This window comes from Paragemmobacter straminiformis (assembly GCF_014243445.1).
In the GTDB taxonomy this organism is placed as follows: domain Bacteria; phylum Pseudomonadota; class Alphaproteobacteria; order Rhodobacterales; family Rhodobacteraceae; genus Paragemmobacter; species Paragemmobacter straminiformis.
Genome location: NZ_JACLQD010000005.1, coordinates 360,826 through 384,496, shown reverse-complemented (window position 1 = coordinate 384,496; position 23,671 = coordinate 360,826). Strand labels below are relative to the sequence as shown.

The following is a 23,671-nucleotide window of genomic DNA, read 5'->3' as shown; positions in this document are numbered from 1 at the left end:
GCCGGACAGCCCTGTCCGGATGTGTTCTAGGTATGATGCTGCAACTGCAAACTCAACTCACCTTTCGTTACATGGCGTTACACATGTTTCGACAGGTCAAACCCCTGATCTTGAAAAGAAAAAACCGGGCACAACGGCCCGGTTCCCTTCGATTGTTACAAGCGTTTCCGCCGCCTCAATTCGCCTGCCGCCGCAGGAAAGCCGGAATCTCGATCCGCTCCTGCTCGGGGTTCATATCCGGCTCTTCGTCATAGGACGTGACCGGCGGCTGCTGGCGCGGTGCTGCGGCACCTTCGCCCGAACCACCCGCCATCCGGTTGATCAGCGACCCGATTCCAAAGCGCGGACGCGCTTCGGCGGGCTTGGGCGCGGGCGCTGCCGCACGCGGTTGCGCCGCCATGCCGGGGCGCGGCTGCTGCGCGGGGGCCTTGTTCACAGCCGCCTGCAACCGCTGCAACGCCTCGGGCGAGGGCGTTCCCGGCGGACGCGGCGCAATGAAGGCCTCGGGGGCCTGTTCATGCCCCATGCTCGGACGCGGTGCCTGCTGCTGCGGGCGATAGGCCGGGGCCGGAACGTCGTATTCGTCCTCGGTCTCCTGCTGGGCGAACTCTTCCGGCGCGTCGAACAGCGACGGGTCCTGCTGCGGCGCGCGGGCTTGCGCCTGCGGCGCATATTGTGGCGCGGGCTGCTGCTGATAGGCCGGCGGCGGGGCCGGCTGATAGGCGGGCTGCGTCACCTGCACCGTGATCGGCGCGGGCTGCGGCGCAGGCTGGTGCATCTGCGGCTGCAACGGCTGGCTCATCGGGCGGCGCGCAACGGCGGGTTCCGCACGGTTGGCCTGGCTCACATCGATCCCCGTCGCCACGACCGACACGCGGATCGCGCCTTCCATGCTGGTGTCCAGCGTGGAACCCACGATGATATTGGCATCCGGATCGACCTTTTCGCGGATGATGTTCGCGGCCTCGTCCAGTTCGAACAGGGTCAGGTCATAGCCACCGGTGATGTTGATCAGCACGCCGCGCGCACCGTTCAGGCTGATTTCGTCGAGCAGCGGGTTGGCAATCGCCTTTTCCGCCGCCTGCACCGCGCGATCCTCGCCCGAGGCCTCGCCCGTGCCCATCATGGCCTTGCCCATCTCGTCCATCACGGCGCGCACGTCCGCAAAGTCGAGGTTGATAAGCCCCGGACGCACCATCAGGTCGGTCACGCCCTTGACGCCCTGATACAGAACGTCATCCGCCATCGCGAAGGCTTCGGTAAAGGTGGTCCGCTCGTTCGCCAGCCGGAACAGGTTCTGGTTCGGAATGATGATCAGCGTATCGACGACCTTCTGTAGGGCCTCGATACCCTCTTCGGCCTGCTTCATGCGCTTGCCGCCCTCGAACTGGAAGGGCTTGGTCACCACGCCGACCGTCAGCACACCCAATTCGCGCGCCGCCTGCGCGATGATCGGCGCCGCACCGGTTCCGGTGCCGCCGCCCATGCCGGCGGTGATAAAGCACATATGCGCGCCGGCCAGATGGTCGACGATCTCTTCGATGGTCTCTTCAGCGGCGGCGGCCCCGACCGCGGGGCGCGCGCCTGCGCCCAGCCCTTCGGTGACCTTCAGACCCATCTGGATCCGCGAATGCGCCTTCGACTGTTGCAGCGCCTGCGCGTCGGTGTTCGCCACGACGAACTCGACCCCCTCAAGCTGCTTGTCGATCATGTTGTTGACGGCATTGCCACCCGCCCCGCCGACACCGAAAACGGTGATGCGCGGCTTCAGCTCTTCGCGTTGCGAGCTCATCGTAAGATTCAGGGTCATTGCCACTCCGCCTGCTGTTCGTTGTGCCGCCTGTTGAGTATCGGCTTGTTTTCGCGCCGGTCCCGGGCGCAGGAATCCGAATTTATCCACGATTCTATCCACAAAGGGGGTCAGAGGTCACGTAAAAACTGTTACCGACCCACAAAATATGGACCGATTCACAGCGCAATCAGCGGTATTTCGCCATTTTGGCAGGATGTAGCGGTTACCAGTTGTCCTTGAACCATTTGAAGGCCCTCTTGATCGACCGCGCCGGATAGCGTTCCGAGGGGATTTCGAAATCCCACCACTCGTCCTGCGGATGGGCCGCAAACAGGCACAGGCCCACGGCACTGGCAAAAGCGGCACCCGTCGCGGCTTGCGGCAGGCCCTGCACGCGCAGCGGACGGCCCAGACGGACCTGCTGGCCCAGAATGCGCGCGGCCAACCCGTCCAGCCCCGGAATCTGGCTCGCGCCGCCGGTCAGAACGATCGACTGGCTCGGCAACTGGTCAAAGCCCGCCGCATCCAGACGCATCCGCGCCTCTTCCAGAATTTCCTCGACCCTCGGGCGCATGATGCCGATCAACTCGGTCCGGCTGATCTGGCGGCGGTCCTTTTCCCAGTCGCCGCTCTCGCCACCCGTCTCGATCATCTCGCGGTCATCCATGCCGGTGGCATAGACGCCGCCGTGCTTGGTCTTGATCTTCTCGGCCACGGCAAGCGGGATCTGCAACCCCTTCGAGATGTCCGAGGTGACATGATCCCCGCCCATGCGCACCGAATCCGCATAGATCATGTGCTTCTTCATGAAGATCGAAATGCCGGTCGACCCGCCGCCCATGTCGATGCAGGCGGCACCCAGTTCCTGCTCGTCCTCGACAAGGCTCGACACCCCCGACACATAGGCCGACGAGGCGATACCGGCGAGTTCGAGGTCACAGCGCTTGATGCAGTAAAGCAGGTTCTGCACCACCGACCCGTCCACGCTCAGCAGATGCATGTCGCAGGCCAGCCGGTTGCCGATCTGCCCGCGCGGATCGCCAAGCCCCGTGCGATGGTCCAGCGCAAAGTTCACCGGATGGGCGTGCAGCACCTCGCGCCCCTGCCCGATGTCGGGCACATCGCACGAGGCCAGAACACGCGCCACATCCTGCTCGGTCACGACCGAATCCTGCAATTCCCACTCGCCCGCCAGACCGTAGCTGCGCGGCTCGGCCCCGCTGAAACAGGCGATCACATGGTCGACGCGCACATTGGCCATCTTCTGTGCCGCCTGCACGGCGGTGCGGATGGCCCGCTCGGTCTCGTTCATCTGAGCGATCTCGCCGAACCGCACCCCGCGCGACCGCGTGGTCGCAGCCCCGATCACGCGGAACGAGGATTGCCCCGCCATCGGCCCGACCCCGTCCTGCTCGCGCAGGCGCTCGGGCCCGTCGAAGCGCAGGATCAGACAGGCGATCTTGCTGGTCCCCACGTCGAGAATGGCGATGACACCCCGCTGCATCGCGGCCCGGCGCATGTGGCGCATCGCTCGTTGCGATTGGTAAAGGTCGGTCATAATTCGCTCCCGCTCGTATCGATGCCCTGTGCTTTGCGGCGTTCGTTCATGGCGTTTGGCGCCAGCCGCAGCACGGGTCGTTCTTCGTTTCTCAGATCGACCGTCAGCACATCGCGCGCCAACAGGTCTTCGGCCCGATCCAGCGCGATCAACCGCTCAAGCGCGGCCACCGCATTGTGTTCGGGCAGCATGATCTTCTGGTTGCGGTCCAGAACCACATCCCAGCGCCGGTCACCGATCCGCACCAAGCCCCGCACACGCGGCAGCACCGGCTGCGCCGCCGCGAAAATCTCCAACGCCTCGCCCGCGGCCTTGTCGGCCCCCGCGCCCGCGATCAGCGGCAGGTCGGCACGGTCCGCCCGCGCGCCAAGGCTCGCCACGCGATGCCCCGTCTCGTCCAGCATCTCGATCCGGTCGTCGGTGCGCCAGACCATCACCGGCATCCGCTCGGTGATCAGCACCTGCAACACCCCGCCCGACCGCACGCGCAATTCCGCCTTGGCCACCGCATCCAGATCCTCGATCCGCGCCCGCGCGGCATCGAGATCGAGGTCGAAGGACGACGCAGGCAGCTTCAGCCCCGCCCGCGCGCGGATCGCCTCGGCCAGCTCGGTCGAAGCCCCCTCGACCGAAACAAGCCCGACCATGAACTCCGGCCGGTTCTGGAACTTCTCGCGCAGGTCGACATAGCCCTGCACCAGCCCCGCCCGCCGCGCATCGTTGGCGACATAGATCGCCGTCACCCCGCCCAGCACCAGCACCGGCAGGCCCACGCGGAACAGCAGCCGGAACAGCGGCGTCAGCCACAGCCGCTGCATCCGGTAGGCCCAGCGCGACGGCGCCGGATCACGGCGCGGCTGGCGGATATAGACGCGGCGCTGCCCGCCGTGGTTCATCACCGGTTGCATGAGGCATCCTTCACGATCCAGTCGCAAAGCGCGGGGAACGTCATCCCGACATGCGCCGCCTGTTCGGGCGAAAGCGAGGTCGGCGTCATCCCCGGTTGCGTGTTGGTCTCCAGAAGGATCAGCCCCGCCAGTCCCCGCGCCTCGTCCCAGCGGAAATCCGTCCGGCTCAGCCCGCGGCACCCCAGCGCCCGATGCGCCCGCAAGGCATAGTCAAGGCAGGCTTCGGTGATCTCTGCAGGCAGCTTGGCGGGCACCTCGTGGCGGCTGCCCCCGGCCTTGTATTTGGCGTCATAGTCATACCAGCCCTCGGTGATGATGTCGGTCACGCAGAGCGCCCGGTCCCCCAGCACCGAAACCGTCAACTCGCGGCCCGGCACATAGGTCTCGACCATCACCATCGCGGGCATCTCGGCGGCAAGGCGCGGCGCGTTCGCCCCCTCGCGGACGATATACACACCCACCGAAGACCCTTCGGCATTGGGCTTCACCACATAGGGCGCGGCCAGCACATGCCCCGCCTCGACCGCCTCGCGCGGGACGATCACGCTTTCGACCACGGGCAGCCCCGCCGCACGATAGGCGTCCTTGGCCCGCGTCTTGTCCATCGCAAGCGACGAGGCCAGCACGCCCGAATGCGTATAGGGAATCCGCAACCATTCAAGGATGCCCTGCACGCAGCCATCCTCGCCCCAGCGGCCATGCAGGGCGTTGAAACACAGGTCGGGCGAAATTTCGGCCAAGCGCGCAGGCAGATCGTGGCCGCAATCGACCTCGACCACCTCGTATCCCGCCTCACGCAATGCGCGGGCGCATGCACGCCCCGAGACGAGCGACACTTCCCGCTCTGCGGAAAGCCCACCCATCAACACCGCCACGAGGGGGACGTTTCTGCCCGAACCGCCCGCCATGTTCCGCCTCAAACCGGGTCTTGTGCCCGTTTTTTGTGTTATTTTGCCGCCGGTTCACCGACGCGCATGATTTCCCACTCTAACGTGATCCCGCGCGCTTGGAAAACCTTTTTTCGCACTTCTTCCCCCAATCCTTCCAGATCGGCGGCACTTGCCCCTCCGGCATTGATCAGGAAGTTCGAGTGCATCTCCGACATCTGCGCCCCGCCCCGCCGGGCACCGCGCAGACCGGCCTCGTCGATCACTTTCCACGCCTTCAGCTCATGGCTGTCATCCGCCCGCCCGGTCGAGGAATGCCCCACCGGATTGCGGAACGTCGACCCCGCCGACCGCTCCTTGGTCGGCTGGCTCGCATCGCGCTTGGCGATCTGCTCGGCCATCCGCGCCTCGAGCGCGGCAGGCTCGCCCGCTTCGGTGCGGAATGTGGCCTCGACGATGATCCACCCCTCGGGCAGATGCGACTGGCGGTAAGACAGGTTCAGCTCGGCCGCAGGGATCGTCACCACATCCCCGGCCCGCGTCACGGCCCGCACCGTCTCCAGATGATCCGCGACATAGCTGCCATAGCAGCCCGCATTCATCTTCACCGCGCCGCCGATGCTGCCCGGAATGGTGCGCAGGAAGGTCAGGTCGCGCCCCGCCTCTGCCGCGCGCCGCGCCACATGCGCATCCAGCGCCGCAGCGCCCGCGATCACGCGCTCCCCCTCGACCGAAATCCCGTTGAACCCCCGCCCCAGACGGATCACAACAGCCCGTATCCCGCCATCGCGCACGATCAGGTTGCTGCCCACCCCCATCGGAAACACCGTCTCGGCCGGGTCGAGGTCGCGCAGAAAGGCCACCAGATCGGCCTCGTCCGCAGGCTGGAAGAACAGGTCCGCAGGCCCGCCCACGCGCAGCCATGTCAGATCGGCCAGGGGGCGGTTTTCCGTCAACGTGCCGCGCACCTGCGGCAAGGGCCGCCGCATCACTCGCCCGCCACCTTGCGCCGCGCCCAGCGGAACACGAAGATCAGCGGCCAGCGCAGCACCGATGCGCCCATGACCAGCAGCACCAGTCCCCAGACCGGCCCGCTTTCCCATGTCACCCAGCCCAGCACCGGTATCCCCACCGCGATCAGCACATAGGCCGCCGTCCAGTGATGGTCCCGTGTCGGCAGCATGGCGATGATGTTCGCCACGATCAGCCAAAGAAACGCCACCGCAAGCCCAAGGTTCATACCGCCGCCCCCTCCAGACCCGAATTTCCAACCGGCACCCCGGCCCCCGCACAAGACGACGGCCCCGGATTTCCGCAGAAAATCCCTGCGGCCCCCGTCACGCCGCGGCCCCCGCCAGTTTTGCGGGCAAGGCATTGGCCCAGGCCGAAATCGTCCCCGCCCCAAGGCAGACGACCATATCCCCCGGCCGCGCCTGTTCGCGCACCAGACGGGCAAGATCCGCCTCGTCCTGCACGGCACGGGCATGGCGGTGACCATGGGCGATCAGCCCCGCCACCAGATCGTCGCGGCTTGCCCCCGCGATGGGTTCCTCGCCCGCCGAATAGATGTCGGTGATGCCCACCACATCCGCCTCGTTGAAGCAGGTGCAGAATTCCTCGAACAGGTTCGACAACCGTGTGTAGCGGTGCGGCTGGTGGACAGCGATCACCCGCGCCCCCGCCTTGCCCGCAATCGCCTGCCGCGCCGCCTTCAGCACGGCGGCAATCTCGACCGGATGGTGGCCGTAATCGTCGATGATGGTCACGCCATTCACCTCGGCCACCTTGGTGAAACGGCGGTTCACACCCGCGAAAGACGCCAGCGCCTCGCGGATCTCGTCCTTCTTCATCCCCAGATGCCGCGCCACCGCAACGGCGGCCAAGGCGTTCGAGACGTTGTGGTCCCCCGGCATCGGCAGCACGCAGCCCTCGATCACCGATCCCTCGCCCTCGCCCTGCAAGGCCACGTCGAAATGCGCCCGCCCGCCCTCGAAGCGCAGGTTCACCGCCCGCACATCGGCCTGCGCGTTGAAGCCGAATGTCACGAAACGCCGGTCCGTGACCTTGCCCACCAGCGCCTGCACCTCGGGGTGGTCGGTGCAGCACACCGCCAGCCCGTAGAACGGGATGTTCGAGACGAAATCGACAAACCCCTTCCGCAGCGCGTCAAAGGTGCCCCAATGCTCCATATGCTCGGGGTCGATATTGGTCACGATGGCAATGGTCGCGGGCAGCCGGTTGAACGACCCGTCGCTTTCATCGGCCTCGACCACCATCCACTCGCCCGCGCCCGCCCGCGCGTTGGACCCGTAGGCATGGATCACGCCGCCGTTGATCACCGTCGGGTCGAACCCGCCCTTGTCGAGCAAGGTCGCCACCATCGTCGTCGTCGTGGTCTTGCCATGCGTGCCCGCAATGGCGATGTTCGACTTCAGCCGCATCAACTCGGCCAGCATCTCGGCGCGCCGCACCACGGGCAGCTTGCGCCGCCGCGCTTCTTCCAGTTCCGGATTGCCCTTCTTGATCGCGCTCGAGATCACGACCACCGCCGCCTCGCCGATGTTCTCGGCCCGCTGCCCCTCGTAGAACGAAGCGCCCAGCGTCACCAGCCGGTCGGTGATCTTCGACGCCTTGGCGTCCGACCCCTGCACGCGGTAGCCCAGCGTCATCAGCACCTCGGCGATCCCCGACATGCCGATCCCGCCCATCCCGATGAAGTGGATCGGCCCCAGCTCGCCGGGCAGTTTCGTCGCAGCATTCATGCCGTCTTTTCCTTCGCAAGTTCCTCGACAAGCGCCACCAGCCGCTCCGTCGCATCAGGCCGCGCCTGTGCCAGCGCGTGCCGCGCCATCGTCACCGCCGCATCGCTTTGCGTCAGCACCGACTCCACTTGCGCGGCAAGGCTCGCGGGGTCAAGCATCTTTTCCGGTATCAGCACCGCCGCCCCGGCATCGACCAGCCCGCGCGCATTGGCCGTCTGGTGGTCTCCGGTCGCCGCCGCGAACGGGATCAGGATCGACGGCCGCCCGATCACCGAGATATCCGCCACCGACGACGCACCCGACCGCGAGATCACCAGTTGCGCCTCGGCCAGCCGCTTCGGAATGTCGGCAAAGAAGGGCTTCACCTCGGCCAGCATCCCCGCCTCGTCATAGGCGGCGATCACGCGCGCCATGTCCTCGTCGCGCGCCTGCTGCGCCACGCGCAGCCGCTGCCGCACCCCTTCGGGCAGCAGCGCCATCGCCGCGGGCACCACATCCGACAGGATGCGCGCGCCTTGGCTGCCGCCGATCACCACCACGCTCATCGGGTAGTCGCCGGGCGGAATATAGCCCGCCGCCGCACGGTCCAGCACCGCCGCCCGCACTGGGTTGCCCGTGTGATAGCCCGTCACACCCGCAGGCAGCGCCGTCGGCCATGTGCCGCAGGCCACCTTGTCGACGCGCCGCGCGAAAACCTGGTTGACCCGCCCCAGAACCCCGTTCTGCTCGTGGATCATCCGCGGCCGCCGCAGCACCCATGCCGCCGCCAGCGCCGGAATCGTCGGATAGCCGCCAAAGCCCACCACCACCGCAGGCCGGTCGCGCAGCATCGACCATACCGCCGAAACCACCCCGCCCGCGATCCGCAGCGGCACCAGCCCCTTGGCCAGCGCGCCCCCCCGCGCAAAGGTGGCCGAACTCACCTCGCTCACCTCGACCACATGCGGGAACCCGCCCGCATAGCGCGCGCCCCGCGCATCGGTCGACAGCTTCACCCGCCACCCCTTGCGCACCATCGCCTCGGCCAGCGCCTGCGCGGGAAACATATGCCCGCCCGTGCCGCCCGCCGCGATCAGAAGGAGCGGAGCCCTGTCACTCATACCTACCGTCCCCGACGCTGGAAAATATCACCCATCCTGCCCTGCGGCCGCGCCCGCGTCATCGCAAGCAGCGCCCCCGCCGTGATCCCGGCGGCAATCACCGACGAGCCGCCATAGCTCACGAAGGGCAGGGTCATGCCCTTGGCCGGCAGCAGACGCACCGCCACCCCCATGTTGATCATCGCCTGCACCCCGAAGATGCAGGCAAGCCCCGTTCCCGCCAGCCGGATAAAGGGATCACGCTCCTTCATCAGACGGAACAGGCTGCGCACCACGACCGTGGTGTAAAGCGCGATGATGACCAGCACGAGGATCAGCCCGTATTCCTCGGCCGCCACGGCGATGATGAAATCGGTATGCGCATCGGGCAGCGACCATTTCACCTGCCCCTCGCCCACGCCGACCCCGAAGAAACCGCCCTCCTGAATGGCGTTGGTCGCATAGCCAAGCTGCGTCCGCGGGTCGATGTCGGGCGTCATGAACCCGTCGATCCGGCGGGCAAAATGCTCGGAACTGCCATAGGCGATCATCCCGCCCGCCCCGACGATGCCGAAGATCACCACGATCAGCAGCATCGGCGCACCGGCCACGAAATACATCACCCCCCAGCCGAACAGCACCAGCGCCGCCTGCCCGAAATCGGGCTGCATCGCCAGCATCATCACCACCATGGTGGTCAGCATGAAAGAAACCAGCTTTCCCGGAGGCCCGTTCAGATCGAAACTCGCCGCCATCAACCAGGCGCAAACCACGATGAAACCGGGCTTGAGGAACTCCGAAGGCTGGAACGAGGCAAAGCCGAACGAGAACCAGCGCACGGCCCCCTTGCCGAAATCGGTCCCGAAAAACGGCAGCAGGCACAAGGCCACCAGCGCCAGCGCAAAGCCGATCACCCCGAAGCGCCGCACCGTATAGGGCGACATCATCGACACGCCCAGCATGGCAACGATCCCGAGCCCGCCGAAGAACGCCTGCCGCTGCACATAGTAGAACGGGTCCAACCCGTTGCGCGTGGCCAGCGGCACCGAAGCGGCAAGACCGAGCAACAGCCCGATGCCGAACAGCACCATCACGCAGGTCATCGACCATTTGTCGATCGTCCGCCACCAACGGGGAAGAACCGGCTCGGTCACCCGCGAGGGCATAGAGCCATAAACCATCTCGGTCATGGGATATCCGCCTGTCGTCTTGCTCTGCCAATGCCCGCTTATCGACCGGGCTTGGCCGAAACTCTAACCACATTTCCCCGATCGTGCCAGCATAAACCCGAACGGAAGGCCCCGCACCTTGGCAGGAAACCGCCACCCCGCACCACGCCAAGGGCCGCCCGACGCCATCCGCAGCCAATCTCCGGCAAGCCCTCAGCCACCCACCCGCATTAACCCTAACGCGCGCACCCGCAGCGCTACCCTTAGCGCGCCCCATCCCGAAAGCACCACGCCTCCGCCCGAGACCACACGCCGCCAGCCTCCACGACGCGCCGCCACACCAAGCCACCCAGCAACGCGGCCACCGCCCCATCCCGATTGCACCTCGACACAAGCCCGACGCCGTCCGCCCGAAACCGCCCGCAGCCGCGCCTCCACGAAGCGCGCCCCCGCCTCGGCCTCGACCGCCGCCCGCGCCACGCCACTCTCCATCATCTCGACGATCTCTTGCGGCACATCACCCAGTTGCACCGCTGCACCCACCCGACGCCAGCCCTCAGCCAATCTCCGGCCAGCCCTCAGCCGCCCAACCGCATTAACCCTAACAAACCCATTCATCGCATTAACCCTAACGCGGACCCCGCCCGCATTAACCCTAACGCCCCCCTCACCGCGTTAACCCTAACGCCCCCCCTCGCCGTGTTAACCCTAACGCACGCGCCACCCGCGTTAACCTTAACGCGCCCCCGCTTTCATACTTGCCCAAATATCCCCGGGTGAGGTCCGGAGAGGGTGGAAAACCCTCTCCGGGGCCGGCCAAGGCTCACCCGGCCAGCAGCGCCTTGACAAGGGCGGTGAAATGCTCGCCCCGCTTCTCGAAATTCGGATACTGGTCGAAACTCGCCGCCGCAGGGGCAAGCAGCACCACATCCCCCGCCTCGGCCTCGGCCGCCGCCCGCGCCACGGCACGCTCCATCGTCTCGCAGATCTCGTGCGGCACATCACCCAGTTGCAGCGCGAAATCCCGCGCCGAATGGCCGATGAGATAGGCCTTGGCAACCGACCCGAGGAAGGGCTGCGCCCCCGCGATCCCGCCGTCCTTGCCCATCCCGCCCGCAATCCAACGGATACGGCCAAAGGCCTGCAACGCCTTGGCCGCCGAATCCACATTCGTCGCCTTTGAATCGTTGACGAACTTCACCCCGCCACGCTCGGCCACCAGCTGGCTGCGGTGCGGCAACCCCTCAAAGGACCGCAACGCCGCCTCCACCTCGCGCGGGGCAAGGCCCAGCGTCCGGCAGGCGGCATAGGCGGCGCAGGCGTTCTGGTGGTTGTGCGCGCCGGGCAGCCCCGCCACCTCGCGCAGGTCGATCGACGCGACTTGCCGCCCCTTGCGCCATTCCGCCAGAAATCCCTTGCGGGCAAAGACCGTCCAGCCGAACCCGTCCAGCTTCTGCCCCGACGAGATGCGGATCACGCGGTCATCCGCCGCTCCCTGCGCCATCTGGTTGGCAAGAAACACACCCTCCGCCTCGTCGACCCCGATCACCGCGCGGTCCGGCCCGCCTTCCGCGAACAGCCGCCGCTTGGCGGCAAAATAGCCGCCCATGCCGCCGTGCCGGTCCAGATGGTCGGGCGACAGGTTGGTGAACACGGCCACATCCGGCGTCAGCGCGCGGGCAAGCTCGGTCTGGTACGAGGACAGTTCCAGCACCACCACCCCGCCATCGCCCGCAGGGTCGATGTCCAGCACCCCGCGCCCGATATTGCCGGCCATCTGCACCTCGCGCCCCGCCTCGGCAAGGATATGGGTGATCAGCGCGGTGGTGGTCGATTTGCCGTTCGACCCTGTCACCGCCACGACCTTGGGCGTCACATCGAACCCGTCCCAATCCTCCGAGGCGAAGCTGCGGAAGAACAGGCCGATGTCATTGTCGACAGGCACCCCCGCCTCCATCGCGCGGGCGATGAGCTTGTGCGGCGCGGGGTACAGGTGCGGAATGCCGGGGCTGGTGACCAAGGCCGCCACCCCGTCAAAGGCCCCCTGCCGGCCCAGATCGGTCAGCACGAAACCCTCGGCCTCGGCCTTGGCCCGCGCCTCGGGGCTGTCGTCCCAAAGCAGCGCCTCGGCCCCGCCCGCCACCAGCGCCCGCGCGGTGGCAAGTCCCGACCGCCCCAGCCCCAGCACCGCCACTTTCGCGCCCGCATATCCCCGAACAGGTATCATCAAAGCCCCCTTCGCATTCCCCCCAAGGGATTAGGGGATAGCGCCGCCCACGGAAAGCCCCCTCACCACCCGACAGGCTGGCGGCGGCGAAAGAAGCCGCCCGTCGGCCCGTCCTCGGGCAGCAGCGCCAGCCAGACCGGCGTATCGGCCCCCTCCTCCGGCGAAAGCGGCGCATCCGCACCGCCCATCCGCGTCGCCACCCATCCGGGGCAACAGGCGTTCACCTTGACCCCCGCCGGCAGATCGCGCGGCAAGGCCCGCGTCAGCGCGTTGAGAGCGGCCTTCGCCACCCCATAGGCGCCCGGCCCGCCCAGCCCTTCCGCATGTGCCCCCCAACCCGAGGACAGGTTGACGATCCGCCCCCAGCCGCCGTCGCGCCAATGCGGCAGGTTCAACCGGATCAGGTCAAGCGGGGCCTGCACCATCACCTCCATCGCCTCGGCGAAATCCGAACGGGGCGACAGCAGCGACACATCGCGCATGACACCCGCGTTGTTCACAAGGATGTCGAAGCCCCCCGCCTGCACCACCGCGTCAAAGGACGTGTCCGGATCCGCCAGATCAAGCCGGACAAAGGCGCATCCCGCCTCGGCCGCCGCCTTGCGCCCCGCCGCCTCGTCGCGCGCGGCAAGCGTCACGCGGCAGCCCTTGGCCACCAACCCCTTGCAGATCGCCAGTCCGATCCCGCGGTTCCCGCCTGTCACCAGCGCGGTGGGATGCAAGGGCCGCGTCATGCCTGCCCCCTTTGCCAGCCGAAACCGTCACCGAAACCCATTGCCGTCCCTCCCGTCCCGCACCGCCCGAATTTTCGCAGAAAATTCGCAGGCCCCTAGCGGCTCCGCCGCCGCCACAACACGAACAAACCCGCCGCCAGCATCGACCCCGCCGCCAGCGACAACGCCCAATGCTCTCCCCAGCTCAACCCGCCCCACAGCCGCTCGACGGTCAACCCCAACCCGTAGCCCAGCGCCACATATAGCGCCGCCCAGACCGCGACCGACACCGCATCCAGCGCGGCAAACAGCAGGGGCGATATCCCCGCCGCCGCCAGCACCGGCGGCGTCACCGTCCGCGTGCCCCAGACGAAGCGGAACCCGAGGATGATCTTGACCGGATGCGCCGCCACGGCACCAAGCAGGCGCAGCGCCAGGGGCTTGGCCAGCATCCGCGCCATCCAGGCCGACTGCCCCGAACGGCGTCCCAGATGGAACAGCGCATTGTCCACCGCCACCCCGCCCAGCGTCACCGCCCCCCAGGCCCCGACCGGCGTTATCAATCCCCGATGCGCCATCAACCCGCCGACAAAGGCGACGGCGTCCCCCTCGAACAGCGTGCCGAAGGTCAGCGCGGGCAGCCCCCAGGCGGCGATCAGGCTTTCCATCGTCACGGCGCGGGTCTCGGGCAAGCAGGGTTCATAGGGCAGGCAGGGTTCATCGGGCGGGCATCCTTTGCACCCAAAGACGCGCCCGCCCGCCCCTTGTCCAGAGGCGGGCGCGCAAAACTTCGTGCCCCGGCTCCCGCCTCGGCACAGGCCCCCGGCACCGGCCTCAGCGCAGCTTCAGCGTCGCAAGCCCCGCCAGCGCAAGGATCAGGCTGATGATCCAGAAGCGGATGACGATCTGCGGCTCGGCCCAGCCCTTCTTCTCGAAATGGTGGTGGATCGGCGCCATCAGGAACACCCGCCGCCCCGTCCGCTTGAAGTAAAGCACCTGGATGATGACCGACAGCGCCTCGACCACGAACAGCCCGCCCACGATGGCCAGCACGATCTCGTGCTTGGTGCAGACCGCAATCGCCCCGAGCGCGCCGCCAAGCGCAAGCGATCCGGTATCCCCCATGAACACCGCCGCAGGCGGCGCGTTATACCACAGGAACCCCAGGCCTCCGCCGAACAGGGCCGCCGTGAAGATCAGCAGTTCCCCCGTCCCGGGCACGAAATGCACCCCCAGATATTCGGTGAAATTGTAGTTCCCGACGACATAGGAAATCACCCCCAGCGTCCCGCCCGCGATCATCACGGGCATGATCGCCAGCCCGTCCAGACCGTCGGTCAGGTTCACCGCATTGGCCGCCCCCACGATCACCACCATGCCGAAAGGCACGAAAAGGATGCCAAGGTTGACCAGAGCATCCTTGAAGAAGGGCAGCGCCAACTGGTTCGTCAGTTCCGCCGGATGGAAACTCGCCGCCGCGAAGGACGCCAGCGCCGCAATCACCAGCCCGGCCGTAAAGCGCACGCGCCCCGAAACGCCCTTGGTGTTCTGCTTGGTCACCTTGGCATAGTCATCGGCAAAACCGATCAGCCCGAAGCCCAGCGTCACCAGCAGCACGATCCAGACATAGGGGTTGTCCAGCCGCGCCCAGAGCAGCGTGGAAACCACCAGCGCCGACAGGATCAACAGCCCCCCCATCGTCGGCGTGCCCGCCTTGACGAAATGCGAGGCGGGGCCGTCATCGCGGATCGGCTGGCCCTTCTTCTGCTTGCGGCGCAAAAGATCGATCAGCGGCCGCCCGAAGACGAAGCCGAAGACCAGCGCCGTGACAAAGGCCATGCCCGCGCGCACGGTCTGATAGCGGAACAGGTTGAAGATATCGCCCCCGTCCGAAAAGGCGGTCAGCCAATAAAACATTCACTCTGTCCCCATGTGTTTCGTCGCGGCCTTCGTCGGGCCCGACTGCCCCAATTTGCGCAAGGCGTCAACGACAAGGCTCACCTTGATGCCCTTGGACCCTTTGACAAGGATCACATCCCCCGGATCGATCAGGCTGCGCGCCCGCAGGGCAAGCTCTTCGGCCTTCTCGGCCCATTCGCCCCTCTGCCCGCGCGGCAATGCCTGCCACAACGCCCTGATGCGCGGCCCGACGCAATGGATCGTATCCACCGCCTCCAGCCCCGGATGCTGCGCGATTGCGGCATGCAAGGCGCCTTCGGTCGGCCCCAGTTCGAGCATATCCCCCAGCACCGCGATCCGCCGCCCCTTGGCAACGCGCCCCACGCCATTTTCCGGCACCGCCCCGATCAACAGGTCCAGCGCCGCCGCCATGCTTGCCGGATTGGCGTTGAAGGCATCGTCGATCAGATCGAAGCCCCGGTCCTCCAGCGCATCCATCACGATCCGCTCGCGCGTGCCCCGCCCGCTCGGCGGCGACCAGCGCCCGATATCGCAGGCGGCAATCGCCGCATCGCAGCCCATCGCCTCGGCCACGGCCAGCGCGCCCAGCGCATTGGCCGCGAAATGCCGCCCCGGCGACAGCACCTTGAACAGGATCGGCTGCCCGTGCCGCGCGGCCTGCACCACCGTCGCCTCGTCGCTGATCGACACAGACACCAGCCGCCAGTCGGCCCCCGCATCGGCCCCGAACATCACCGCCCTCGCGCCCACCGCATCGGCCTTGGCGCGCAGGATGCCGCTTGTCGCCACATCGGCATTCAGCACGGCAACACCGCCCGCGACCAAACCCTCCATGATCGACGCCTTCTCATGCGCGATCCCCTCGACACTCTCGAAGGCTTCCAGATGCGCGGGTGCCACGGTCGTCACCATCGCCACATCCAGCCGCGCCAACCGCGCCAGCGGCGCGATCTCGCCGGGGTGGTTCATCCCGATCTCGATCACCGCGAAATCGCTGTCCGCAGGCATCCGCGCCAGCGTGAGCGGCACGCCCCAATGGTTGTTGTAACTCGCCTCGGCGGCATGGACGCGGCCCTGCCCGCCCAGAATGGCCCGCAACATCTCCTTGGTCGAGGTCTTGCCCACCGACCCCGTCACACCGACGACCCGCGCGCGGGTCCGCGCCCGCGCCGCGGCACCCAGCCGCTCCAAAGCCGCCAGCACATCCGGCACCACCAAAAGCGGCGCATCCGCAGCCACGCCCTCGGGCACGCGACTGACCAGCGCCGCCGCGGCACCCTTTTCCAGCGCCTGCGCCACGAAATCATGCCCGTCGCGCACATCCGCCAGCGCCACGAACAGATCGCCCCGCTTCAGCGTCCGCGTGTCGATGGAAACCCCCTCGGCCACCCAATCCACGGCACAGGCCCCGCCCGTTGCCGCAACTGCCGCGTCCTTTGTCCACAAGGCCGTCTTGTCTTGCGCCATCAGATCACCCCGTCCAGCGCCGCGACCGCGATGCTTGCCTGTTCCACATCGTCAAAGGGAAAGACCTGCCCCTTGATGGTCTGCCCCGTCTCGTGCCCCTTGCCCGCCACCAGCAAGGCATCCCCCGCGCCCAGCGCATCGACCCCCCGCAGGATGGCTTCGGCGCGGTCTCCGACCTCGTTGGCGTCGGGACAGGCTTGCAATATTTCTGCACGGATGGCTTCGGGTTCCTCGGATCGGGGGTTGTCATCCGTCACAAAGACAACATCCGCATGTTCCGCCGCCGCCGCCCCCATCAGGGGCCGCTTCGTGCGGTCACGGTCGCCCCCCGCGCCAAAGACGACGACCAGCCGCCCCATCACATGCGGGCGCAACGCCCGCAGCGCGGTGGCGATCGCGTCGGGCGTATGGGCATAATCCACGAAAACCGCCGCCCCGTTGGCCCGCGTCGCGGCCAGTTGCATCCGCCCGCGCACCCCCGTCAGGTCCGGCAAGGCGCGGAACACCGTCCCCGCCTCCTCGCCCGCCGCGATGACCAGTCCCGCCGCCAAAGCCACGTTTTCCGCCTGAAACCCGCCGATCAGGTTGAGCCGCAGCTGATAGGGCTGCCCTTGCCACGAGAACCGCACCTCCTGCCCCGTGGCGTCATAGCGTTGGCCCAGAATCCGCAACTCGCACCCCGCGCCATGCCCGACCGCCAGCACCCGCTGCCCCCGTGCCCGCGCGATCTCGGCCACGCGCGCCCCGAAGGGGTCGTTCATATTCACCACCACCGCGCCATCGGGCGGCAACACGCGCCCGAACAGCTCCATCTTGGCCGCGAAATAGGCCTCCATCGTGCCGTGGTAATCCAGATGGTCCTGCGTGAAATTGGTGAACCCCGCCGCCGCCAGCCGCACCCCGTCCAGCCGCCGCTGGTGCAACCCGTGGGATGATGCCTCCATCGCCGCATGGCTCACCCCCGCCACCGCAGCCTGCGCCAGCATCCGCTGCAAGGTGATGGCGTCGGGCGTGGTATGGCTCGACGGCGCGGCCCAGGCCCCCTCGACACCCGTGGTGCCGATGTTGATGGCGCTATGCCCCAGCGCCATCCAGATCTGCCGCGCGAAAGTGGCGACCGATGTCTTGCCGTTCGTCCCGGTGACGGCAACCATCACCTCGGGCTGCGCGCCGAACCACAGTGCCGCCGCCCCCGCCAAAGCCGCGCGCGGGTCCTCGGCCACGACCAGCGCCGCCGCCGAAGCGGCAAGCGCCCCGGCCGCCAGCCTTGCGCCCTCGGCATCGGTCAGCACCGCCGCAGCCCCCGCCGCCAAGGCCTGCGGAACAAAGGCCGCGCCATGCACGGCAACACCCGGCAATGCCGCGAACAGCATTCCCGCCTTGACCGCGCGGCTGTCCACCGTCAGCCCCGTCAGAACCGGATCGCGCCCGCCCCGCGCCGCAAGGCCCAGCGCCGAAAGCCTCGCCTGCCCTGTCTCGACCGATCCCGACATGCCCGTCTCCCCTAGTTCGAGACGGCTGTTAGCCCATCCAGGGGGGCAGGTTCAACCTGCGGCCGCAAGCCCAGCAGCGGGGCGACACGGCGGATGATCTCGGCCGCGACAGGCACCGCCGTCCATCCCGCCGTGCGGCGCGGCGTGTCTCCGGTGGTTTCCACAGGCTCGTCCAACGTGACGACCAGCACATATTTCGGATCGTTCGCCGGGAACATGCTGGCGAATGTGTTCACCACCTTGTCGGTGTCATAGCCGCCCGCCTTGTTCGGCTTTTCCGCCGTGCCCGTCTTGCCCGCCACCATGTAACCCGGCACATCGGCAAGGGTCGCGGTGCCGTGCTGCACCACGCCGCGCAACATGCGGATGGCATCGGTCGCGACCTGCTGGCTCAGAATGCGCGGCCCGTTCTGCGGCACGCCGCCCCGCAGCAGCGTCGGCGTCACCTTGACCCCGCCATTGGCGATGGTGGCATAGGCGGCGGCAAGGTGCATCGGGCTTGCCGCGATGCCATGCCCGTAGGCCGTGGTCATCACCGTGATGTCGGGCCATTTCTTCGGCACGATGGGCTTGGCCCCCGGCGCCTCGACCAGTTCCACGGGCGTCGCATCGAACAGACCGATGGCCTGCATGAACGCAGCCTGCCGCTCGGCCCCCACCAGCATGGCAAGGTTCGCCGTCCCCACGTTCGACGACTTCACGATGATATTCTCGACCGACAGCTTCGGCCCGTAGTTCTTGTTCTGGAATTCCTTGATCGTGAAGCGCCCCACCCGCATCGGCGCATTGGCGTCGATCATCGTCTCGGGCGTGACCAGCCCCAGTTGCATCGCATTGGCAACGGTAAAGATCTTGAAGGTCGACCCCAGCTCGTAAACACCCTGCACCGCGCGGTTGAACAGCGGGCTGTCGCCCGCATCGCCCTTGACCAGCGGGTTCGGGCGGTCGTTCGGGTCAAAGGCCGGAAGCGAGGCCAGCGTCAGGATCTCGCCCGTATGGACATCCATCAGGATCGCCGCCGCACCCTTGGCGTTCAGCATGTTCATGCCCGTGCCAAGCAGCTCCTCGATCGACGCCTGCAACGTCAGATCAAGCGACAGTTGCAAGGGCGTGCCCGCCTGCGCCGGGTCGCGCAACCGTGCGTCCAACGCCTTCTCGATTCCCGCCGTGCCGATCACTTCGGCCGATTGCACGCCCTCGGCCCCGAAACTGGCGCCTCCCAGCACATGCGCGGCCAGCGTGCCATTGGGGTAAAGCCGCATCTCGCGCGGCCCGAACAGCAGGCCCGGATCGCCGATCTCGTGGACCTTCTGCATCTGCTCGGGGCTCATCACCTTGCGGATCCACAGGAAAGACCGCCCGTCCGTCAGCCGCCGCTCAAGCGTGGCCGCATCCAGTTCCGGAAAGATCGCCGCCAGTTCCTTCGACACCCGCACCGGATCGACCATGTCCTTGGGCTGCGCATAAAGCGCATAGGTCTGCATGTTCGTCGCCAGAATCCGGCCATTGCGGTCGGTGATATCGGCCCGCTGCGCCGTGATCTCGGCCCCCGTGGCGGCGGCACGCGGCTCCATCGGCTCGGTCGCGGCCAAAAGCCCCATCCGCGCCCCGATGGTCGAGAACGCCGCCAGAAACCCGAGGCCGAGGAACAGCAACCGCCCCTCCGACCGCAACCTGCTCTTGTCGCGGATCGCCTCGTGGCGCAGGCGCAGGTTCTCGCGCTCGATGCTGTCGGGGTTCTCGCCCTTCTGGCGGGCGGAAAGGATGCGGGCAAGCGGACGAAGCGGCGTGCGGATCACGGAAACTCCTTATCCCCCGGCTTGGCGGCCTGCGTCTCGGGCGCCAGCGCGCCAGAGACTTCGACCGGATCGGTGATTGCGGGCAAATCCTCGGACAGACCTTCCGGCGCGACCTCACCCGTCTCGCCCGGCGCGGGCGAGGCGACCGGATAGGTCACCTCGGCGGCGGCCCCGAATTGCGCGGCCTCAAGCGGCAGCAGCCCCAGACGGTCGAAATTCGCCGTGGCAAGGTCGCGCAGCCGCTCGGGCCGGTTCAGATAGGCCCATTCCGCCCGCTGCAAGGTCAGCGCCTCGCGCAACGAGGCGATCTCGTCCTGCAACTTGCCCATGTCCTTCAACTGGTGCTGGGTCGCGTAATTCTCGCGGTAGGCCCAAAAGGCCAGCCCCATCACCAGCATGAAACTCAGCACGTAAAGCACAGGGCGCATCAGCGGCGTCCTTTCTTCTTGATGTCGGGCAGGCCAAGCGCCGCCCCGTCGATGGCTTGCGCCGCAACCGCCGTGCGCCGCGCCACGCGCAGCTTGGCACTGCGGGCGCGCGGGTTCTCGGCCAGTTCTTCCTCGTCCGGTCCCACGGCCTTTTTCGTGACCAGCTCGAACCGCGCCACGCTGTCGGCCCGCGCGGGGGCATAGCGGTTGGAATTGGCCTCGGTCCCGCTGGCGATCTGCAAGTACCGCTTCACGATCCGGTCCTCCAGCGAATGGAAGGTCACCACCGCAAGCATCCCCCCCGGCCGCAAGGCCCGCTCGGCTGCGGCAAGCCCCTCGGCAAGCTGGTCGAACTCGGTGTTCACCGCGATGCGGATCGCCTGGAAGCTGCGCGTCGCCGGATGGCTCTGCCCCGGTTTCGGGCGCGGCAGGCATTTCGCCACGATCTCGGCCAGCCGCAAGGTGGTGGTGATCGGCTCCAGCGCCCGCGCCGCCCCGATCGCCCGCGCGATCCGGCGCGAGGCGCGCTCCTCGCCGTAATGGTAAAGGATATCGGCCAACAGCTCTTCCGGGGCGTCATTGACCAGATCGGCGGCGCTTTCCCCCGACTGGCTCATCCGCATGTCGAGCGGGCCGTCCTTCTGGAAGGAAAAGCCCCGCTCGGCCTGATCGAGCTGCATCGACGACACGCCAAGGTCCAGCACCACCCCGTCGAGCGGCCCCCCGGCATAATCGTCAAGCCGCGCGAACTCTCCCGCCACCAGCCGCAGCCGGTCGCCATAGGCACCCGCCCAGCTTTCGGCCATCTGCAAGGCAAGCGGGTCGCGGTCCACGCCGATCACCTGCGCCGCCCCCGCCTGAAGCAGGCCGCGCGCATAGCCGCCCGCCCCGAAAGTGCCGTCAAGCCAGACGCCCGACACAGGGGCCACCGCCGCCAGAAGCGGACGCAGCAGCACCGGAACATGGGGGGCGCGACCGGTATTCTGATCGCTGGGGGCCAAGGCTCAGACCCCTTCGTCGTCGCTCAGCAGCGACAGGATGTCCACACCTTCGGGCAGGCTGGCAAGGTCCGCTTCGGCCGCCCGCAGGATTTCGGCATCATAGACATCGGATTTCCAAAGCTGGAACGTATCCAGCGCACCGGCAAAGACCGCCTCGGCGCCCTTGGCCACATCCTCGGGCGAGATGCCGCATTTCTCGCGCACCTTGGGCGGCAGCACGATCCGCCCGTCGTCATCGATCTCGAGCGTAACCGAAAGCGTGATCATGTTGCGTTCAAGCATCCGCCGCCGGTCCGACCCGAGCGCCAGCCTCTTGATCTTCTCCTCAAGCGCCGCGGCACCGGCCATCGTGTAGCATTCGGTGTATTTGCGGCGCGAGTCGCCATAGACCATGACAATGCGCTTGCGGGGGCTGTCGGGGTCGCCGGCTTCCAGCACGCGACGGAACGCGGCGGGAATCGAAACCCGCGCCTTCCCATCCACCCTTTGGGTGAATTCGCCTCTGAATGCCTCCGACATGTGGTGCCGGTCCCCTTCGTGCAGCCGTTAAAGGTCCCTCGTTCCGCTCAGGCCCCTGTCCGGCAAAACCGGACCCTGAAAACGGGAACGGCGGATCGAGCTGCTGCCACTGCTCGATCCGCCGCCTGTCCCATCGCTGGGCGTCCAGCTACGCGCGCCACCTGGGGGAGATGTCTGCTCGCTCGCGCGCCGGATCTCTTGGTTCGATGAAAGCGGGTGCCTGTATGAGCCTGACTGTCGCCTGTTCGGGGTCTTGGAGCTGCCCCAGCTTTGATCGTCACGCCGTCATCGAATGACCAAGGGATGCCACGGGATTTCATGGGAAGCAACGGAAATTTTTGGGTCAAAACCCGCCGAACGCCCCGAAAGACAAGGCCAAAACCGCCACGCGACCCCAGTTTTGCCGCCCTAATTGCCACATCTCGGCAAACGATTTGCAGCGCACACAACATCTAGTGATTTCACTCACCGAAACGGCATTCCCGCATATTCCCAAGTTTTCAGCACCAACCTTTCGGATAGGCCCCCAGACCCGAAGAATCCGCAGCGATTCCAGCGCCGGAATGCAGAAATCCGGGGTTTGACCCCGGATTTCCCACGCATTCCCGCCAAAGTGATTCGCCGTGATGCCGCGTCCCGCGCTTTCCCGTGCGCACCCGCCCCACGCAGCGCCGCCGTCACCGCTTCGGGGCCTTGCCGCGCCGTCCGGTTGCGACAGGCGCCTTACCCGCGCGTCACGCCATCCCGCCCGCGATCAGCCGATGCGCCAGCCGCGCATAGGCTTCGGCCACCGGACCGTCGCCCGCCGCGACAGGCGTGCCCGCATCGCCCGCCACGCGCACCTCGAGAGCAAGCGGCAATTCCCCGAGGAAGGGCAAGTCCAGCTTGCGCGCCTCCTCGGCCACGCCGCCATGCCCGAAGATATGCGCCTCGTGCCCGCAATTCGGGCAGACATACGAAGACATGTTCTCGATCAGCCCCAGCACCGGCGTTTTCAGCTTCTGGAACATGTCCAGCGCCTTGCGCGCATCCAGCAGCGCCACATCCTGCGGGGTCGAGACCACGATCGCCCCCGTCAACTGCGTCCGCTGGCACAGCGTCAACTGGATATCCCCCGTCCCCGGCGGCAGATCGACGATCAGCACATCCAGATGGCCCCAGGCCACCTGCGTCAAAAGCTGCTGCAAGGCCCCCATGATCATCGGCCCGCGCCAGATCACCGCCTCGTCCTCTTTCAGCATCAGCCCGATGGACATCATCGTGACGCCGTGCGCGACGATGGGTTCGATGATCTTGCCGTCGGGGCTGGCGGGGCGGCGGTTCACGCCCATCATGCGCGGCTGGCTCGGGCCGTAGATATCGGCATCCAGCAACCCGACCCTGCGTCCCTGCCGCGCCAAGGCAACGGCAAGGTTCGACGAGACCGTCGATTTGCCCACGCCCCCCTTGCCCGACCCCACCGCGATGATCCGGTCCACGCCCGAAACCTTTTGCGGCCCGCCCTGCTGCGGCGTCGGGTGCTGGCCGATCTTCAGGCTCGGCGGCGCGGGCTTGGCGCTTGGCCCATGCGCCGTCATCACCACCTGAACCGCCGTGACCCCGGCCAGCGCCTTGACCGCCGCTTCCGCCGCCGCCTGATAGGGGGCCAGCGCCCGCGCCTCGTCGGGCGTTGCCGCCTCGATCACGAAACGCACCGTGCCACCCTCGATTGTCACCGCGCGAATCAGATCGCGCGACACCAGATCGCCCCCACCGGGCAAGGCAACGCCGGAAAGCTGGCGCAGAATATCGTCGCGGGTCACGGTCATGGCATCCTCGGCTTCTGTTTCATGGCAACCTTTACATACCTAAGTCCGCATCTTGCAGCCAAAGCGCAAGGGACTGTTCGCCGAACGCCCATATTTTCGGCGATACCATTGTTAATCATGACAATTTCACGACGTCCAGCC

The 23,671-nt window shown here is 67.1% G+C and carries 21 protein-coding genes; all 21 read right to left on the bottom strand.

From position 1 onward, the window contains the following. Positions 1–175 precede the first annotated feature (175 nt). Positions 176–1,810 carry a cell division protein FtsZ gene (gene ftsZ / locus H7F16_RS17410; RefSeq protein WP_185798895.1) on the bottom strand — a complete coding sequence of 545 codons (1,635 nt, stop codon included), beginning with the start codon at positions 1,808–1,810 and terminating at the stop codon, positions 176–178. A gap of 205 nt (positions 1,811–2,015) precedes the next feature. After that, positions 2,016–3,350, bottom strand: coding sequence for a cell division protein FtsA (gene ftsA, locus H7F16_RS17405; protein WP_185798894.1), 1,335 nt, complete (start codon positions 3,348–3,350; stop codon positions 2,016–2,018). Continuing rightward, positions 3,347–4,258, bottom strand: a complete 912-nt coding sequence (locus H7F16_RS17400) for a cell division protein FtsQ/DivIB (RefSeq protein ID WP_185798893.1) — start codon at positions 4,256–4,258, stop codon at positions 3,347–3,349. The genes ftsA and H7F16_RS17400 overlap by 4 nt, the downstream gene beginning before the upstream one ends. Continuing rightward, entirely contained in the window at positions 4,246–5,166 is a 921-nt protein-coding gene (locus tag H7F16_RS17395) for a D-alanine--D-alanine ligase (protein WP_185798892.1), read from the bottom strand. Before H7F16_RS17395 ends, H7F16_RS17400 begins: the two co-directional genes overlap by 13 nt. A 38-nt stretch (positions 5,167–5,204) precedes the next feature. Continuing rightward, positions 5,205–6,134 carry a UDP-N-acetylmuramate dehydrogenase gene (murB, locus tag H7F16_RS17390; RefSeq protein ID WP_185798935.1) on the bottom strand — a complete coding sequence of 310 codons (930 nt, stop codon included), beginning with the start codon at positions 6,132–6,134 and terminating at the stop codon, positions 5,205–5,207. Next, positions 6,134–6,385, bottom strand: coding sequence for a DUF2484 family protein (locus tag H7F16_RS17385; protein WP_185798891.1), 252 nt, complete (start codon positions 6,383–6,385; stop codon positions 6,134–6,136). The genes murB and H7F16_RS17385 overlap by 1 nt, the downstream gene beginning before the upstream one ends. Before the next feature lie 97 nt (positions 6,386–6,482). Continuing rightward, a complete protein-coding gene (murC, locus tag H7F16_RS17380; RefSeq protein WP_185798890.1) occupies positions 6,483–7,907 on the bottom strand; it encodes a UDP-N-acetylmuramate--L-alanine ligase in 1,425 nt (474 codons plus the stop codon). Further along, positions 7,904–9,007, bottom strand: coding sequence for a UDP-N-acetylglucosamine--N-acetylmuramyl-(pentapeptide) pyrophosphoryl-undecaprenol N-acetylglucosamine transferase (locus H7F16_RS17375; protein WP_185798889.1), 1,104 nt, complete (start codon positions 9,005–9,007; stop codon positions 7,904–7,906). Before H7F16_RS17375 ends, murC begins: the two co-directional genes overlap by 4 nt. Positions 9,008–9,009: 2 nt before the next feature. Then, entirely contained in the window at positions 9,010–10,176 is a 1,167-nt protein-coding gene (ftsW, locus tag H7F16_RS17370) for a putative lipid II flippase FtsW (protein WP_185798888.1), read from the bottom strand. 192 nt (positions 10,177–10,368) lie between these two features. After that, positions 10,369–10,719 (bottom strand): hypothetical protein, encoded by a 351-nt coding sequence (locus H7F16_RS17365; RefSeq protein WP_185798887.1) that lies wholly within the window; start codon positions 10,717–10,719, stop codon positions 10,369–10,371. Positions 10,720–10,978: 259 nt separating this feature from the next. Next, positions 10,979–12,382 (bottom strand): UDP-N-acetylmuramoyl-L-alanine--D-glutamate ligase, encoded by a 1,404-nt coding sequence (gene murD, locus H7F16_RS17360; protein ID WP_185798886.1) that lies wholly within the window; start codon positions 12,380–12,382, stop codon positions 10,979–10,981. Between the two features lie 62 nt (positions 12,383–12,444). Continuing rightward, positions 12,445–13,116, bottom strand: a complete 672-nt coding sequence (locus H7F16_RS17355) for an SDR family NAD(P)-dependent oxidoreductase (protein WP_185798885.1) — start codon at positions 13,114–13,116, stop codon at positions 12,445–12,447. 95 nt (positions 13,117–13,211) lie between these two features. Beyond that, positions 13,212–13,787, bottom strand: a complete 576-nt coding sequence (locus H7F16_RS17350; RefSeq protein ID WP_185798884.1) for a DedA family protein — start codon at positions 13,785–13,787, stop codon at positions 13,212–13,214. A gap of 142 nt (positions 13,788–13,929) precedes the next feature. Then, positions 13,930–15,012, bottom strand: coding sequence for a phospho-N-acetylmuramoyl-pentapeptide-transferase (mraY, locus tag H7F16_RS17345; RefSeq protein ID WP_185798883.1), 1,083 nt, complete (start codon positions 15,010–15,012; stop codon positions 13,930–13,932). Beyond that, the gene (locus H7F16_RS17340; RefSeq protein ID WP_185798882.1) at positions 15,013–16,482 is read right to left on the bottom strand and encodes a UDP-N-acetylmuramoyl-tripeptide--D-alanyl-D-alanine ligase; all 1,470 of its coding nucleotides are present in this window, start codon (positions 16,480–16,482) and stop codon (positions 15,013–15,015) included. After that, positions 16,482–17,975: a UDP-N-acetylmuramoyl-L-alanyl-D-glutamate--2,6-diaminopimelate ligase gene (locus H7F16_RS17335; RefSeq protein ID WP_185798881.1), complete on the bottom strand. Its 1,494-nt coding sequence runs from the start codon at positions 17,973–17,975 to the stop codon at positions 16,482–16,484. The genes H7F16_RS17340 and H7F16_RS17335 overlap by 1 nt, the downstream gene beginning before the upstream one ends. Before the next feature lie 11 nt (positions 17,976–17,986). Then, entirely contained in the window at positions 17,987–19,774 is a 1,788-nt protein-coding gene (locus tag H7F16_RS17330) for a penicillin-binding transpeptidase domain-containing protein (RefSeq protein ID WP_185798880.1), read from the bottom strand. Next, on the bottom strand, positions 19,771–20,202 hold the full coding sequence (gene ftsL / locus H7F16_RS17325; RefSeq protein WP_185798879.1) for a cell division protein FtsL: 432 nt from the start codon (positions 20,200–20,202) through the stop codon (positions 19,771–19,773). Before ftsL ends, H7F16_RS17330 begins: the two co-directional genes overlap by 4 nt. Beyond that, a complete protein-coding gene (gene rsmH / locus H7F16_RS17320) occupies positions 20,202–21,203 on the bottom strand; it encodes a 16S rRNA (cytosine(1402)-N(4))-methyltransferase RsmH (protein ID WP_185798878.1) in 1,002 nt (333 codons plus the stop codon). Before rsmH ends, ftsL begins: the two co-directional genes overlap by 1 nt. Positions 21,204–21,206: 3 nt before the next feature. Beyond that, positions 21,207–21,722, bottom strand: a complete 516-nt coding sequence (locus H7F16_RS17315) for a division/cell wall cluster transcriptional repressor MraZ (protein WP_185798877.1) — start codon at positions 21,720–21,722, stop codon at positions 21,207–21,209. 734 nt (positions 21,723–22,456) lie between these two features. Next, the gene (locus H7F16_RS17310; protein WP_185798876.1) at positions 22,457–23,530 is read right to left on the bottom strand and encodes an Mrp/NBP35 family ATP-binding protein; all 1,074 of its coding nucleotides are present in this window, start codon (positions 23,528–23,530) and stop codon (positions 22,457–22,459) included. Positions 23,531–23,671 lie beyond the last annotated feature (141 nt).

Coding starts and splice junctions, on each gene's coding strand:
- ftsZ (WP_185798895.1), bottom strand. CDS start 1,810: ATGACCCTGAATCTTACGATGAGCTCGCAACGCGAAGAGCTGAAGCCG.
- ftsA (WP_185798894.1), bottom strand. CDS start 3,350: ATGACCGACCTTTACCAATCGCAACGAGCGATGCGCCACATGCGCCGG.
- H7F16_RS17400 (WP_185798893.1), bottom strand. CDS start 4,258: ATGCAACCGGTGATGAACCACGGCGGGCAGCGCCGCGTCTATATCCGC.
- H7F16_RS17395 (WP_185798892.1), bottom strand. CDS start 5,166: ATGGCGGGCGGTTCGGGCAGAAACGTCCCCCTCGTGGCGGTGTTGATG.
- murB (WP_185798935.1), bottom strand. CDS start 6,134: ATGCGGCGGCCCTTGCCGCAGGTGCGCGGCACGTTGACGGAAAACCGC.
- H7F16_RS17385 (WP_185798891.1), bottom strand. CDS start 6,385: ATGAACCTTGGGCTTGCGGTGGCGTTTCTTTGGCTGATCGTGGCGAAC.
- murC (WP_185798890.1), bottom strand. CDS start 7,907: ATGAATGCTGCGACGAAACTGCCCGGCGAGCTGGGGCCGATCCACTTC.
- H7F16_RS17375 (WP_185798889.1), bottom strand. CDS start 9,007: ATGAGTGACAGGGCTCCGCTCCTTCTGATCGCGGCGGGCGGCACGGGC.
- ftsW (WP_185798888.1), bottom strand. CDS start 10,176: ATGACCGAGATGGTTTATGGCTCTATGCCCTCGCGGGTGACCGAGCCG.
- murD (WP_185798886.1), bottom strand. CDS start 12,382: ATGATACCTGTTCGGGGATATGCGGGCGCGAAAGTGGCGGTGCTGGGG.
- H7F16_RS17355 (WP_185798885.1), bottom strand. CDS start 13,116: ATGACGCGGCCCTTGCATCCCACCGCGCTGGTGACAGGCGGGAACCGC.
- mraY (WP_185798883.1), bottom strand. CDS start 15,012: ATGTTTTATTGGCTGACCGCCTTTTCGGACGGGGGCGATATCTTCAAC.
- H7F16_RS17340 (WP_185798882.1), bottom strand. CDS start 16,482: ATGGCGCAAGACAAGACGGCCTTGTGGACAAAGGACGCGGCAGTTGCG.
- H7F16_RS17335 (WP_185798881.1), bottom strand. CDS start 17,975: ATGTCGGGATCGGTCGAGACAGGGCAGGCGAGGCTTTCGGCGCTGGGC.
- ftsL (WP_185798879.1), bottom strand. CDS start 20,202: ATGCGCCCTGTGCTTTACGTGCTGAGTTTCATGCTGGTGATGGGGCTG.
- H7F16_RS17315 (WP_185798877.1), bottom strand. CDS start 21,722: ATGTCGGAGGCATTCAGAGGCGAATTCACCCAAAGGGTGGATGGGAAG.
- H7F16_RS17310 (WP_185798876.1), bottom strand. CDS start 23,530: ATGACCGTGACCCGCGACGATATTCTGCGCCAGCTTTCCGGCGTTGCC.